This window comes from Sinorhizobium sp. Y406, assembly GCF_058732025.1.
The window spans coordinates 3,109,160-3,122,695 of the sequence record NZ_CM178974.1 but is presented as its reverse complement, the minus strand read 5'-3'; the positions used below and the strand labels follow the sequence as shown (position 1 = coordinate 3,122,695).

The following is a 13,536-nucleotide window of genomic DNA, read 5'->3' as shown; positions in this document are numbered from 1 at the left end:
CGGCGAAGTTAGTTCACGGACGGCCGGTCACAAGGCGCGGGGTATGGGTTGATGCCAGACATGCTCGTTCGGCTCTACGCCCTGCCGGAGAGTCGCGCCGGCCGGCTCGGCCCCGACATCTCGATCCGGCGCGCCATGGCGCCCGAGCGCCGGACCGTCGTCTGCTGGGTGGGTGAGCATTTCGGCGCCGGCTGGGCGGGAGAGGCGGAAGCCGCCTTCTCCTCGACGCCGACACGCATCCATATCGCGCTCCATCAGGGCGCGCTCGTCGGATTCGCCTGCCATGACGTGACCGCGCTCGGCTTCTTCGGCCCTACCGGAGTGGATGGGACGATGCGCGGCCGCGGCATCGGCGAGGCGCTGCTCATTGAAAGCCTGATCGCGATGCGCGCGGCCGGCTACGCCTATGCGATCATCGGCGGTGCCGGTCCGACCGAATTCTACACGCGTACCGTCGGTGCGGTGGAAATACCGGATTCGACGCCCGGCATCTATGCGGATCTGCTCCGGCCCGACAATGGCGCGGAACCCGAGCCGCGCGAGTGACGTTGGCGAAGGATACCGGACGCAAACGGCGGTGCCGGGCCTTTCCCTTCAGAGCCGCTTTGCGCTATGGGCTTCTGCCATGAGCCAATCACCCTTCACAATTCTTCTCGGCGGCGCGCTTACCCTGACGGAGCGGCTAACGGCGCAATTGGCCGGCAGCCGGTTTATCGCCGCCGACGGCGGCATGCGCCATGCGAGGACGCTGCAAGTCTTGCCGGACCTCTGGGTGGGCGACTTCGATTCGACCGAAGAGTCACTCTTTTCGGAATTCGCCGAGGTGCCGCGGGAAAAATACCCGGCGGAGAAGAACGCCACCGATGGCGAGATCGCCGTCGAGGCGGCGCTTTCGCGCGGCGCGACATCGCTGATCTTTGCCGGTGCGCTCGGCGGCACCCGTAGCGACCATGCCTTTCTGCACTTGTTGCGGCTCGCCGCGCTCGCGGAAGAGGGGCTTGCGGTCTTCATGACCTCCGGCGAGGAAGAGGCCTGGCCGCTGCGGCCGGGGTCGCGGGAGATCGACCTGCCCAAGGGCAGCCTGTTCTCGATCCTCGGTTTCACCGAGCTTTCCGGCCTTACCATCGAAAACGCGCGTTATCCGCTCGACGATTTCCATCTGCCCTTCGGATCGTCGCGGACGATTTCCAACGTGGCGGAAGGCCCCGTTCGCCTTTCCCTGAAATCCGGCCGGGCCGTCGTGCTTGCCCGGCCCTATGATCTTTCCGGAGCCTGACGCCTTGGCGCCCCCCATCCTGAAACTCGACGACATTTTCCTCACCTTCGGCGGCGCGCCGCTTCTCGCCGGCGCCGGCCTGCAGGTGGAGCCCGGCGACCGCATCTGCCTCGTCGGCCGCAATGGTTCCGGCAAGTCGACGCTGCTGAAGATCGCCGCCGGCCTTGCCGAACCGCAATCCGGCGAGGTCTTCCGCCATCCCTCGGCGACGATCCGCTACCTGCACCAGGCGCCGGACTTCGAGGGCTACGACAACGTGCAGGCCTATGCGGAGTCCGGGCTCGGCCCGGGCGACGACCCCTATCGCGTCAGCTATCTGTTGCAGCATCTCGGTTTGACGGGGGAAGAGGATCCCAAGCGGCTTTCCGGCGGCGAGGCGCGCCGCGCCGCGCTGGCGCGGGTCATGGCGCCGGAGCCCGATATCCTGCTTCTCGACGAGCCGACCAACCATCTCGACCTGCCGACGATCGAATGGCTGGAAGACGAGCTCGTGCGCAGCCGTTCGGCGCTGGTGCTGATCTCCCACGACCGGCGTTTCCTCGAAAGGGTCTCGACCGCGACCGTCTGGCTCGACCGCGGCCAGTCGCGCCGGCTCGATCGCGGCTTTGCCCATTTCGAGGCCTGGCGCGACGAGGTGCTGGAGGCGGAGGAACTGGAGCAGCACAAGCTCGGCAAGGCGATCGAACGGGAAGAGCACTGGCTGCGCTATGGCGTCACCGCGCGGCGCAAGCGCAACATGCGCCGGCTGGGCGAACTCAAGGACATGCGTGCCCGCTATCGCGGCCACAAAGGGCCGCAGGGCACGATCCAGGCGGGCGTTTCCGATGCCAGGGAGTCGGGCAAGCTCGTCATCGAGGCGGAAAAGATCACCAAGGCCTATGGCGATCGCACCATCGTCGCGCCCTTCTCGATCCGCGTCCATCGCGGCGACCGGATCGGCCTCGTCGGACCGAACGGCGCCGGCAAGACGACGCTGCTCAAGCTTCTGACCGGCCAGCTCGAGCCGGATTCCGGCAGTGTCAGGCTCGGCACCAATCTCGAGATCGCCACGCTTGACCAGAAACGCGAGGAGCTCAACCTCGACGATACGCTGGCGCATTATCTGACCGACGGGCGCGGCGAGACGCTGCTGGTCAATGGGGAGCAGCGCCACGTCACGGGCTACATGAAGGAGTTCCTGTTCCAGCCGGAGCAGGCGCGCACGCCGATCCGCGAGCTTTCCGGCGGCGAGCGGGCGCGGCTGATGCTCGCCCGCATTCTCGCGCGCGCCGTAAACCTGCTGATCCTCGACGAGCCGACGAACGACCTCGACATCGAGACGCTCGACCTCCTGCAGGAGATCGTCGCCGGCTTCGTCGGCACGGTGATCCTCGTCAGCCACGATCGCGACTTCCTCGACCGGACGGTGACCTCCACCATCGCACCGGCCGATCCGGAGGCGCCCGACGGTCGCTGGATCGAATATGCCGGCGGCTATACCGACATGATGGCGCAGCGCCGGGGCGCGATCGAGGAGCGGCGCAAGGCGGAAAGGTCGGAGAAGGCCAGGGCGAGCGACGCTGCTGCCGAAACCGCCGAGCCGCAGAAGGCGAAGGGCAAGCTTTCCTACAAGCAGAAATTCGCGCTCGAGACCCTGCCGAAGGAGATCGCCAAGGCCGAAGCGGAGATCGCCAGGCGGGAAGAGAAGATGCACGACCCCAACCTCTTCTCCCGCGATCCGGACGGTTTTGCCAGGCTTGCCGCCGAGCTCGAAAAGCTGAAAGAGGGGCTCGCGCGAATGGAGGAGGAGTGGCTGGAGCTCGAAATGCTGCGCGAGGAGCTCGAGGGCTGAGACCCTAGAAACGCCAGAACGCCTGCCTCAGCCGGCGTCTCTCCATCCCGCATTGAGCACCTTCAATGGATATGATAAGTAAACCTTATTATCTTCATTGAGAACCCATTCCATGCCGACAAAATTCGATTCCGATGCGATCGGAATGCTGCTCACCGATGTCTCCCGCCTGTTGCGCGGCGCCTTCGACCGCAAGGTCAATCAGATGGCGCTCGGCATCACCCCGGGCGAGGCGCGGGCCCTGATCCAGGTGGCGGCGACCGAAGGGATCAAGCAGGCGGAAATCGCCACCCGCATGGGAATCGAGCCGATGACGCTCTCGACCTATCTCGATCGCCTCGAGACGATGGGGCTCGTCGCGCGTGTGCCGGACCCGGCCGACCGACGCGCGAAGAATGTCGTCGTCACCGACAGCGCCGATCCGCTGCTTTCCGCGTTGACCGGAGGCCTGCGCGAGATGATGAACGCCTATACCGAAGGCCTCGGAGAGGAGGGACGGGAGCTGCTGCGCGCCAATCTGAAGATCCTGCGCGACAATCTCCGCCGGCTCGATCCCTGCCTTGCCCGCAAGGACAAGGGAGCGGCCGAATGACGCTGCGGATGAGCGAGCGGCGCACGAGCATCATCGGTGCCTTCCTCGTGGCGCTCGGCCCCGTTTCCATGGCGCTCTACACGCCGGCCATGCCGGAGCTCGTACGCGCCTTTTCTTCGAGCGAAGCGGCGATCAAGATGACGCTGTCGCTCTATTTCGGCGGCTTCGCCTTCGCTCAGCTCGTTTCCGGCACGCTGTCCGACGTCATCGGCCGGCGCCGGGCGACCTTGATCTTCATGGCGATCTATCTCGCCGGCAGCCTGATGGCGGCCTTTGCTCCGTCCGTCGCGATGCTGCTGGCCGGAAGGCTCGTGCAGGGAATCGGCGCATCGGTCGGCATGACGGTGGCGCGCGCCATCGTTCGCGACCAGTTCACCGGCACGACGGCCGCGCGCCTCATGAACATGATCGGCATGATGCTCGCGCTCGGGCCCGCCGTCTCGCCGACGCTCGGCGGCATCGCGCTCGGCCTCTTCGGCTGGCGGTCGATCTTCTTGCTGATGGTCGGTTTCGCGCTGATGGCCTGTATTACCGTGCAGTTCTTCATGGCCGAAACGGCGACGCCGGATCGCAGCAAGGGGCATCTCCTGCCGATTCTCCGGGCCTATGGCGAACTGTCGAGGGACAGCCGCTTCGTCTCCTCGACGCTGGTGATCGGCGGCGCGGTCGGCGCCCTCTATGCCTGGGCGACGATGCTGCCCTTCGTGCTGATCGGCGAAGTGGGCCTGACGCCGACCGAATTCGGCGTCGGCATGCTGATGCAATCGGGGCTCTTCTTTTCGGGCACCGTCACCGTGCGGCTCCTGATGCGGCGCTTCACGCCGCAGGCGCTGGTGCCGGCGGGACTTTTCTTCATCGGTGCGGCGAGCCTCGGCCTGGCCTTCAGCATGCACGCGCTCGATCCGAGCTTTTTCTCGGTGATGGTGCCGATCGGTCTCTATGCCTTCGGCATCGCCTATGTCATGCCCTATATGATGACGGCGGCGATGGCGCCCTTCCCGCATATAGCCGGCACTGCATCGGCGATGATGGGCTTCATCCAGATGGGGGCGGGGCTCGTCGGCGGAGCGCTCGCCGCTCTCGTCGGCGCGCCGGTGCTGGCGCTCGGAACGATCATCCCGGGCTTCGGGCTGATCTCGATAGCCAGCTATCTCTGGTATCGCAGAACCGTTCGTCTTAGACCTCTGACGGCGCCGGAGCTTGCCGAAGAACCTCTGCAGGGCGCGGCGGAATAGGTGCCAATCAAAAAGCCGCGGCGGATCGCTCCGCCGCGGCTTTCTTCCAAATCTCTACCAAACTCAACGGTTGCGCGCGGCCAGCGTGCGCAGGCGCAGCGCATTGAGCTTGATGAAGCCTGCGGCGTCCTTCTGGTCGTAAGCGCCCTGGTCGTCCTCGAAGGTGACCAGCTTGTCGGAATAGAGCGACTTGTCGCTCTCGCGGCCTATGACCATGACATTGCCCTTGTAGAGCTTCAGCGTCACTTCGCCTTCCACATGTTCCTGGCTCTTGTCGATCGCCGCCTGCAGCATCTCGCGCTCCGGCGAGAACCAGAAGCCGTAATAGATGAGCTCGGCATAGCGCGGCATCAGCTCGTCCTTCAAATGCGCGGCGCCGCGGTCGAGTGTGATGCTCTCGATCGCGCGGTGGGCGGCGAGCAGGATCGTGCCGCCTGGCGTCTCATAGACGCCGCGCGATTTCATGCCGACGAAGCGGTTCTCGACAAGGTCGAGGCGGCCGATGCCGTTGTCGCGGCCATAGTCGTTGAGCTTGGCGAGCAGCGTTGCCGGCGACAGGCGAACGCCGTCGATCGAGACCGCGTCGCCGCGCTCGAAGCCGATCTTGATGATGGTCGCCTTATCGGGAGCGGCTTCCGGCGAAATCGTGCGCATGTGCACATATTCCGGCGCTTCCTGGGCCGGGTCTTCGAGAACCTTGCCTTCCGAGGAGGAGTGCAACAGGTTGGCGTCGACGGAGAAGGGGGCCTCGCCCTTCTTGTCTTTCGCGACCGGGATCTGGTGCTTCTCGGCGAATTCCAGCAATTCGGTGCGGCTCTTGAACGACCAGTCGCGCCAGGGGGCGATGATCTTGATGTCCGGGTTCAGCGCATAGGCCGAGAGTTCGAAGCGGACCTGGTCGTTGCCCTTGCCGGTCGCGCCATGGGCGATCGCATCGGCGCCGGTCTTTCGGGCGATGTCGATCAGGTGCTTGGAGATCAGCGGCCGGGCGATCGAGGTGCCGAGCAGGTAGACGCCCTCATAGACCGCATTGGCGCGGAACATCGGGAAGACGAAGTCCTTCACGAATTCCTCGCGGACATCTTCGATATAGATCTCCTTGATGCCGAGCATCTCGGCCTTCTTGCGCGCCGGTTCCAGTTCCTCGCCCTGGCCGAGATCGGCGGTGAAGGTCACCACTTCGGCGCCGAGTTCCGCCTGCAGCCACTTGAGGATGATCGAGGTGTCGAGACCGCCGGAATAGGCGAGAACGACCTTTTTCACGTCTTTGTGCGATGTCATGATGTCTGTCCGTCTGGTCTTTGAGGGCGTTGCTGCGCCCCGTGAAAAATCTGCGGCACTTTAGCCAGAACTCGGAGCGATACAAGCGCAACCAGCGGCATTCGGACGAATCTGCTGGCAAAGGCGCGGATCCTGCGGTAGCAGAAAAGATCATCCGCCCGAGGAACAGCCATGGATTTCGTGCCCAGCCTGCCGACGCTCCTTGCCTTTGCTGCCGCGAGCCTGCTCCTGGCGGCCACACCCGGACCGGACATGACGCTCTCGATCAGCCGGGCGCTGGCCCAGGGCAAGAAGGCGGCGCTGTTCGTGGTGCTCGGCACCGGGCTTGGCATCGTCGTCCACACGCTGCTCGTCGCCTTCGGCATCTCGGCGCTGATCACAGCGTCGCCGACGGCGTTCCTGGTTTTGAAGACCGGGGGTGCTGCCTATCTCCTTTGGCTCGCGATCCAGGCGATCCGCTACGGCTCGAGCCTTTCGGTGGCGAAGGTGACGGAAGCGAAGGGCTCGGCACTCTCCAACATCGCGACGGGCTTTTCGGTGAACATCCTCAACCCGAAGGTCGTGATCTTCTTCATGACCTTCCTGCCGCAATTCGTCAGTGCCGGCGATCCGGCGGTGACCGGCAAGCTCTTGTTCCTCGGCTTCTTCTTCATCGTCATCGGCATGCCGGTCAACGCGCTCGTGGTGTTCGCGGCAGATTGGCTTGCCGCGTGGCTGCAGCGCAACCGACGTGTCATGCGGGCGATGGATTACAGCTTCGCCGGGGTGTTCTCGGCCTTCGCGGTGAAGATTTTTCTGACGCAAGCGCGGTGAGCCTGCGGCGGTAGCGACTGATCGTCGGAGTTCGACTCACCCGATCAGCAGCGCATCATCGTCGAGCGTCTGGCCGCGGATGCGGCGGAACATGGCGATGAGGTCCTCGACCTCCAGCGTCTTGCGGCTGTCGCCCGCTACGTCGAGCACGATCTCGCCGCCGTGCAGCATGATCGTGCGGTGGCCGAAATCGAGCGCCTGGCGCATCGAATGGGTGACCATCAGCGTCGTCAGCCTGCGCTCGGTGACGAATTTCTGCGTGAGGTTCATGATGAACTCCGCCATGCCGGGATCGAGCGCGGCGGTGTGCTCGTCGAGCAGCAGCACCTTCGAGCCGGCAAGCGTCGCCATGACCAGCGAGACGGCCTGCCGCTGACCGCCGGAAAGCAGGTCCATGCGGTCGCCCATGCGGCCTTCGAGCCCGAGGCCGAGCTCGGCGATGCGCTCGCGGAAATGCGCGCGGCGCTTGATCCCAAGCGCCGGCGCCAGCCCGCGACGTTCGCCGCGCCGGGCGGCAAGCGCCAGGTTTTCCTCGATCGACAGCGCGCCGCAACTGCCGGCGAGCGGGTCCTGGAAGACGCGGGCGACGAGACCGGCACGCGCCGCCGTTCCCTTGCGCGTCACGTCCGTGTCGCCGATCGTCACCTTGCCGGCGCTCGCTATCACATCGCCGGCGAGCACGCCGAGCAGGGTGGATTTGCCGGCGCCGTTCGAGCCGATCACGGTGACAAAGGAGCCTTCGTCGATCGTCAGGCTGACGCCGTTCAGCGCCTGCTTCTCGAGCGGCGTGCCCTTGCCGAAAACGACCCGGATGTCCTTGAAATTGATCATGCGACACCTCCGCGGCGCAGGCGGGGCAGGATCAGGGCCACGGTAACGAGAGCGGCGGTGACGAAATTGAGGTCGGATGCCCTGAGGCCGAGCACATCGCTCGAAAGCGCGAGCTGGATGGCGATGCGATAGAGGATCGAGCCGAAGACGCAGCCGATAAGCGCGATCAGGATGCCGCGGGCGCCGAGCAGCGTCTCGCCGATGATGACCGCCGCGAGCCCGACGACGATGGTGCCGACGCCGGAGGTTACGTCGGCAAAGCCGTTGGTCTGGGCGAATAGCGCCCCGCCGAGCGCGACGAGCGCGTTGGAAAGCGCCATGCCGAGATAGATCTGCCGGCTCGTCTCGACCCCTTGCGCCCGCGCCATGCGGGCATTGGCGCCGGTCGCGCGCATCGCCAGCCCCGCATCGCTTTCGAGGAAGCGCCAGACGAGGACGACCGCGACGACGACCAGCATGCCGACGAAGAACGGCCGCACGTAGAAATCCCTGAGACCCAGGCCATAGAAGGGCGAAAGCATGGTGTCGGCATTGATCAGCGCGACATTCGGCCGGCCCATAATGCGCAGATTGACCGAGAAGAGCCCGATCATCGTCAGGATCGAGGCCAAGAGGTTGAGGATGCGGAAACGTACATTGAGGAGCGCCGTGACGAGGCCGGCGGCAGCCCCGGCGGCCATGGCGACGGCCGCGGCGAGCCACGGATTGACGCCGGCGATGATCAGCACCGCCGTCACCGCCGCGCCGAGCGGAAACGAGCCGTCGACGGTCAGGTCGGGAAAGTCGAGCACCCGGAAGGCCAGGAAGACGCCGACGGCGATGAAGGCATAGACGAGTCCCAGTTCCACGGCTCCCCAGAAAGCGATTTGGCTCAAGACCGGTAGTCCTCTCATTCGGCGCTCCGCGAGACGCGGAACTTCATCATGTGAACACCCCCCGGCTAAAGCCGGTGACTGCAGTTTACGGCAAAAAGCCGGATCGGTGCGCCTTCGGCGGACTGGTACCGCTGCCTGTGGCATCGCTCAGGCATGGATCCTCGGGTCATCCTCGGGTCTAACCCGAGGACGACCCGAGGATGACGGCGGCAGGGGCTCATCGCCGGCCTTGGAGTTGCGCCTACATTTCCACTTCGTCATCCTCGGGCTTGACCCGAGGATCCACGCCGAAACATCGACACGGCGCCACAGTTCCGGCCGCCGTTACTCGATCACGCGGGTCGCGCGGGAAAGTACGCTTTCCGGCAGGGCGACGCCCATCTTCTCGGCGGCACTCTTGTTGACCACCAGGTCCGTGCCGGCCGCGACCCTGACCGGGATATCGCCGGGGTTTTCGCCCTTGAGGACACGCACGACCACCTCACCCGTCTGCTTGCCGACGTCGTAGTAGTTGAAGCCGAGGGCCGCGATCGCCCCGCGGGAAACGGAATCCGTGTCCGCGGTGAAGAGCGGCAGCTTGCTCTCCTCGGCCACCGCCACGGCGCCCTCGAGCGCGGAGACGATCGTGTTGTCGGTCGGAACATAGATCACGTCGGCGCGGCCGACGAGGGCGCGGGCGGCGCCCTGGACCTCGGCCGACTTGGTCGCGGCGGATTCGACCACGCTAAGACCGGCCTTTTCGGCCTCTTCCTTCAGGACCTCCAGCAGCGAGACCGAATTGGCTTCACCGGAATTGTAGAGAAAGCCGATCGACTTGGCCTCGGGCAGGATCTCCTTGATCAGCGCCACATGCTCGGCGACCGGCGACATGTCGGAAAGGCCGGTGACGTTGCCGCCGGGCTTGTCCATGTCCTTGACGAGCTGGGCGCCGAGCGGGTCGGTGACGGCCGTGAAGACCACCGGAATGTCGCGGATCGAGGAGACGACGGCCTGGGCGGACGGCGTCGAGATCGGCACGATCACGTCCGGCGCATCGCCGGCGAACTGCCGGGCGATCTGCGCGGCGGTCGCGGGATTGCCCTGCGCCGACTCGTAGACGAATTTCAGGTTCTCGCCTTCCTTGTAGCCGGCGGCGGCAAGCGCATCCTTGACGCCGTCGCGGGCGGCATCGAGCGCCGGATGCTCGACGATCGCCGTCACGGCGACCGTCACGTCCTCGGCGCGCGCCGGCAGCGCGAGCGCGACGGTGGCGGCAAGCGCGATGAGAAGTGAACGCATGGGGGTTCCTCCTGTTCTTCGAGCGGCCTTGAATGCGTCCCGCTCAGATGACCTGGGCCGTTTCTTAGGAGAGCGGAAGGACCGGATCAATCGACGGAAACAGCTTCACCCATCAAACTTCTTGATTGTACACCCATTCATCCGCATTCGCCTCAGACGGGTTCGGCTCGTCGCTTCTGTTCCGATATTGGAAAGGCGCCGGCAATCGCTGCCTGGCACCGCCACTCAATCCTCGCCGTGATTGGCGATCATCATCGCCTCGAAGGCAAGGCGGTCGACCTTGCGCATGCGCTCGGATTCCGACTTGAGCTGGCCGCAGGCGGCGAGGATGTCGCGGCCGCGCGGGGTGCGGATCGGCGAGGCGTAGCCGGCCTGGTTGATGAAGTCGGCGAATTTCTCGATCTGCTCCCAGTCCGAGCACTGGTAATTGGTGCCCGGCCAGGGATTGAAGGGGATGAGATTGATCTTCGCCGGAATGCCCTTCAGGAGCTTCACCAGCTCCTTGGCGTCTTCCAGGCTGTCATTGACGTCCTTCAGCATCACATATTCGAAGGTGATGCGGCGGGCATTCGAAAGCCCCGGATAGGCGCGGCAGGCCTCCATCAGCTGCTTCAGCGGATATTTCTTGTTGATCGGCACCAGCATGTCGCGCAGCTCGTCGTTGACGGCATGCAGCGAGATCGCCAGCATCACGCCGATCTCCTCGCCGGTGCGGTAGATTTCCGGCACGATGCCGGAGGTCGAGAGCGTGATGCGGCGCTTCGACAGCGACAGGCCGTCGCCGTCCGAGGCGATCAGCAGCGCCGTCTTGACGTGGTCGAAATTATAGAGCGGCTCGCCCATGCCCATCATGACGATATTGGTGATCTTGCGGCCTTCGGCCGGCACGATCGCGCCCTGCGGCGTGTCGCGCTCCGGGAAATCGCCGAGCCGGTCTCGGGCAAGCAGCAGCTGCGAGAGGATTTCCTCGGCCGTCAGGTTGCGCACCAGCTTCTGCGTGCCGGTGTGACAGAAGGAGCAGGTGAGCGTGCAGCCGACCTGGCTCGATATGCAGAGCGTACCGCGGCCTTCCTCGGGAATATAGACGGTTTCGATCTCCACCGGCCGACCGGCGCCGCGCGGCGGGAAGCGTAAGAGCCATTTGCGCGTGCCGTCGCCCGAAACCTGCTCCTCGACGATCTCCGGCCTCGCGATGGTGAAATGCTCCTTCAGCATTTCGCGCATGTCCTTGGAGACATTCGACATCTGGTCGAAGTCGGAGACGCCGCGCACATAGAGCCAGTGCCAGAGCTGGCTCACCCGCATCTTGACCTGCCGTTCCGGCACGCCCTTCTCGGTGAGCGCCTTCGCCATGTCCTCTCGCGAGATGCCGATCAGCGACGGCTTCTCCGTCCGCGGCATGGCGCCGACTTCAGGCGTCTTGACGCTGTCCCTGTTCAAGGTCTCCGTGGCCGGCATGCGCGTGATGTCCTGTCGTAAAGCCAAGGGCCGTCCGGGAACGATCCCGGTTCCAGCCCCGATGCGCAAGTTGAAATCTGGCGAGCCTCAATGCGCGCTCAAGAGGCGCGGGGCTCCGAATTTGCGAGGCGCTTTAGCATTCTTTCGGCCGCGAGTCACCATGAGCAGGCTTTCACGGCTGAAGGGGCGGCTGCCGCGCCCCTTCGTCCGATCCTTACGCCGCGCCGGCGGTGCGGGCCTTTTCGAAGCGCTTGCGCTCGTGCGGGTCGAGATGCAGCTTGCGGAGCCGGATCGACTTCGGCGTCACTTCCACCAGTTCGTCGTCCTGGATCCAGGAGAGCGCCCGCTCCAGCGTCATCTTGATCGGCGGCGTCAGCCGCACGGCCTCGTCCTTGCCGGCGGCGCGCATGTTGGTGAGCTTCTTGCCCTTCAAGACATTGACCTCGAGGTCGTTGTCGCGGGTGTGAATGCCGATGATCATGCCCTCATAGACCTTCTCGCCGGGCTCGATCACCATCGGGCCGCGGTCTTCGAGGTTGAAGAGCGCATAGGCGACCGCCTCGCCGGCTTCGTTCGAAAGCAGCACGCCGTTGACGCGGCCGCCGATCTCGCCCTTGTAGGGCTGATAGTCGTGGAACAGGCGGTTCATGATCGCCGTGCCGCGGGTGTCGGTCAAAAGCTCCGACTGGTAGCCGATCAGGCCACGGGTCGGGGCGAAGAAGACGAGGCGGACGCGGTTGCCGCCGGACGGACGAAGCTCGACCATCTCGGCCTTGCGCTCCGACATCTTCTGCACGACGACGCCGGAATATTCCTCGTCGACGTCGATGACGACTTCCTCGACCGGCTCCAGCAATTGGCCGCTCTCGTCCTTGTGCATGACGACGCGCGGACGCGAAACGGCGAGCTCGAAGCCTTCGCGGCGCATCGTCTCGATCAGCACCGCGAGCTGCAGTTCGCCGCGGCCGGAGACGAAGAAGGAGTCCTTTTCCGACGACTCTTCGATCTTCAGGGCGACATTGCCCTCCGCTTCCTTGAACAGGCGGTCGCGGATGACGCGCGAGGTCACCTTGTCGCCCTCGGTGCCGGCGAGCGGCGAATCGTTGACGATGAAGGACATGGTGACGGTCGGCGGATCGATCGGCTGGGCGGTCAGCGCCTCGGCCACGGAAGGATCGCAGAAGGTGTCGGCGACGGTGCCCTTGGTGAGGCCGGCGATGGCGACGATGTCGCCGGCATGGGCTTCCTCGATCGGCTGACGCTCGATGCCGCGGAAGGCGAGGATCTTCGAAATACGCCCGGTTTCGAGCAGCTTGCCATCCTGGCCGAGGACCTTGACCGCCTGGTTCGGCTTGACGGAGCCGGAGTGGACGCGGCCGGTGATGATGCGGCCGAGGAAGGGATTGGCCTCGAGGATCGTGCCGATCATCCGGAACGGCCCTTCGCCCACGGTGGGCTCGGGAACATGGTTCAGCACCAGGTCGAGCAGCGGTCCCATTCCCTGGTCCTTCGGACCTTCGGGATTGATGTTCATCCAGCCGTCACGACCCGAACCGTAGAGGATCGGGAAATCGAGCTGCTCGTCGGTCGCATCGAGCGCGGCGAAGAGGTCGAAGACTTCGTTGATGACTTCCTCGTGGCGGCCGTCCGGACGGTCGATCTTGTTGATCGCGACGATCGGCTTCAGGCCGACCTTCAAGGCCTTGCCAACCACGAACTTCGTCTGCGGCATCGGGCCCTCGGAGGCATCGACCAGCACGATGGCACCGTCGACCATCGACAGGATGCGCTCGACCTCGCCGCCGAAGTCGGCGTGGCCGGGGGTGTCGACGATGTTGATGCGCGTGCCCTTCCACTCGACCGAGGTCGCCTTGGCGAGGATGGTGATGCCGCGTTCCTTTTCGAGATCGTTGGAATCCATCACGCGTTCGGCGACGCGCTGGTTCTCGCGGAACGAGCCCGACTGTTTCAGGAGTTCGTCGACGAGCGTGGTCTTTCCATGGTCGACGTGCGCGATGATCGCGATGTTGCGAATGCTCATTTTTTCTCTCGGAAGTGTCTCAGGC

The 13,536-nt window shown here is 65.0% G+C and carries 12 protein-coding genes; 6 read left to right on the top strand and 6 right to left on the bottom strand.

What is annotated here, in order from left to right; translation table 11 throughout:
* The first annotated feature begins 51 nt into the window (after nucleotides 1–51).
* From AC4P1R_RS14785 to AC4P1R_RS14765, 5 genes are all read left to right on the top strand, one after another.
* Complete coding sequence (locus AC4P1R_RS14785; RefSeq protein ID WP_069458783.1) at nucleotides 52–546, top strand: GNAT family N-acetyltransferase; 495 nt, start codon at nucleotides 52–54, stop codon at nucleotides 544–546.
* Nucleotides 547–625: 79 nt separating this feature from the next.
* Complete coding sequence (locus AC4P1R_RS14780; RefSeq protein WP_069458965.1) at nucleotides 626–1,276, top strand: thiamine diphosphokinase; 651 nt, start codon at nucleotides 626–628, stop codon at nucleotides 1,274–1,276.
* A gap of 4 nt (nucleotides 1,277–1,280) precedes the next feature.
* A complete protein-coding gene (locus tag AC4P1R_RS14775; protein ID WP_225192058.1) occupies nucleotides 1,281–3,107 on the top strand; it encodes an ABC-F family ATP-binding cassette domain-containing protein in 1,827 nt (608 codons plus the stop codon).
* A gap of 112 nt (nucleotides 3,108–3,219) precedes the next feature.
* Nucleotides 3,220–3,699, top strand: coding sequence for a MarR family transcriptional regulator (locus AC4P1R_RS14770; protein WP_225192059.1), 480 nt, complete (start codon nucleotides 3,220–3,222; stop codon nucleotides 3,697–3,699).
* A complete protein-coding gene (locus tag AC4P1R_RS14765) occupies nucleotides 3,696–4,934 on the top strand; it encodes a multidrug effflux MFS transporter (RefSeq protein ID WP_492177145.1) in 1,239 nt (412 codons plus the stop codon). The genes AC4P1R_RS14770 and AC4P1R_RS14765 overlap by 4 nt, the downstream gene beginning before the upstream one ends.
* A gap of 63 nt (nucleotides 4,935–4,997) precedes the next feature.
* Here the strand turns inward: AC4P1R_RS14765 and AC4P1R_RS14760 are convergent, their stop codons facing one another.
* On the bottom strand, nucleotides 4,998–6,215 hold the full coding sequence (locus AC4P1R_RS14760) for an argininosuccinate synthase (RefSeq protein ID WP_151611757.1): 1,218 nt from the start codon (nucleotides 6,213–6,215) through the stop codon (nucleotides 4,998–5,000).
* A gap of 171 nt (nucleotides 6,216–6,386) precedes the next feature.
* Here AC4P1R_RS14760 and AC4P1R_RS14755 point away from each other — a divergent pair, with 171 nt between their 5' ends.
* Complete coding sequence (locus tag AC4P1R_RS14755) at nucleotides 6,387–7,028, top strand: LysE family translocator (protein ID WP_069458779.1); 642 nt, start codon at nucleotides 6,387–6,389, stop codon at nucleotides 7,026–7,028.
* A gap of 36 nt (nucleotides 7,029–7,064) precedes the next feature.
* Here the strand turns inward: AC4P1R_RS14755 and AC4P1R_RS14750 are convergent, their stop codons facing one another.
* From AC4P1R_RS14750 to typA, 5 genes are all read right to left on the bottom strand, one after another.
* The gene (locus AC4P1R_RS14750; RefSeq protein WP_492177144.1) at nucleotides 7,065–7,859 is read right to left on the bottom strand and encodes an ABC transporter ATP-binding protein; all 795 of its coding nucleotides are present in this window, start codon (nucleotides 7,857–7,859) and stop codon (nucleotides 7,065–7,067) included.
* The gene (locus AC4P1R_RS14745; protein WP_071016201.1) at nucleotides 7,856–8,734 is read right to left on the bottom strand and encodes an ABC transporter permease; all 879 of its coding nucleotides are present in this window, start codon (nucleotides 8,732–8,734) and stop codon (nucleotides 7,856–7,858) included. Before AC4P1R_RS14745 ends, AC4P1R_RS14750 begins: the two co-directional genes overlap by 4 nt.
* A 324-nt stretch (nucleotides 8,735–9,058) precedes the next feature.
* Nucleotides 9,059–10,012, bottom strand: coding sequence for an ABC transporter substrate-binding protein (locus AC4P1R_RS14740; RefSeq protein ID WP_225192061.1), 954 nt, complete (start codon nucleotides 10,010–10,012; stop codon nucleotides 9,059–9,061).
* A 225-nt stretch (nucleotides 10,013–10,237) separates the two neighbouring features.
* On the bottom strand, nucleotides 10,238–11,413 hold the full coding sequence (gene rlmN / locus AC4P1R_RS14735; RefSeq protein ID WP_165614719.1) for a dual-specificity RNA methyltransferase RlmN: 1,176 nt from the start codon (nucleotides 11,411–11,413) through the stop codon (nucleotides 10,238–10,240).
* A 271-nt stretch (nucleotides 11,414–11,684) separates the two neighbouring features.
* Nucleotides 11,685–13,511 carry a translational GTPase TypA gene (typA, locus tag AC4P1R_RS14730; protein WP_492177143.1) on the bottom strand — a complete coding sequence of 609 codons (1,827 nt, stop codon included), beginning with the start codon at nucleotides 13,509–13,511 and terminating at the stop codon, nucleotides 11,685–11,687.
* Between the last annotated feature and the right edge of the window lie 25 nt (nucleotides 13,512–13,536).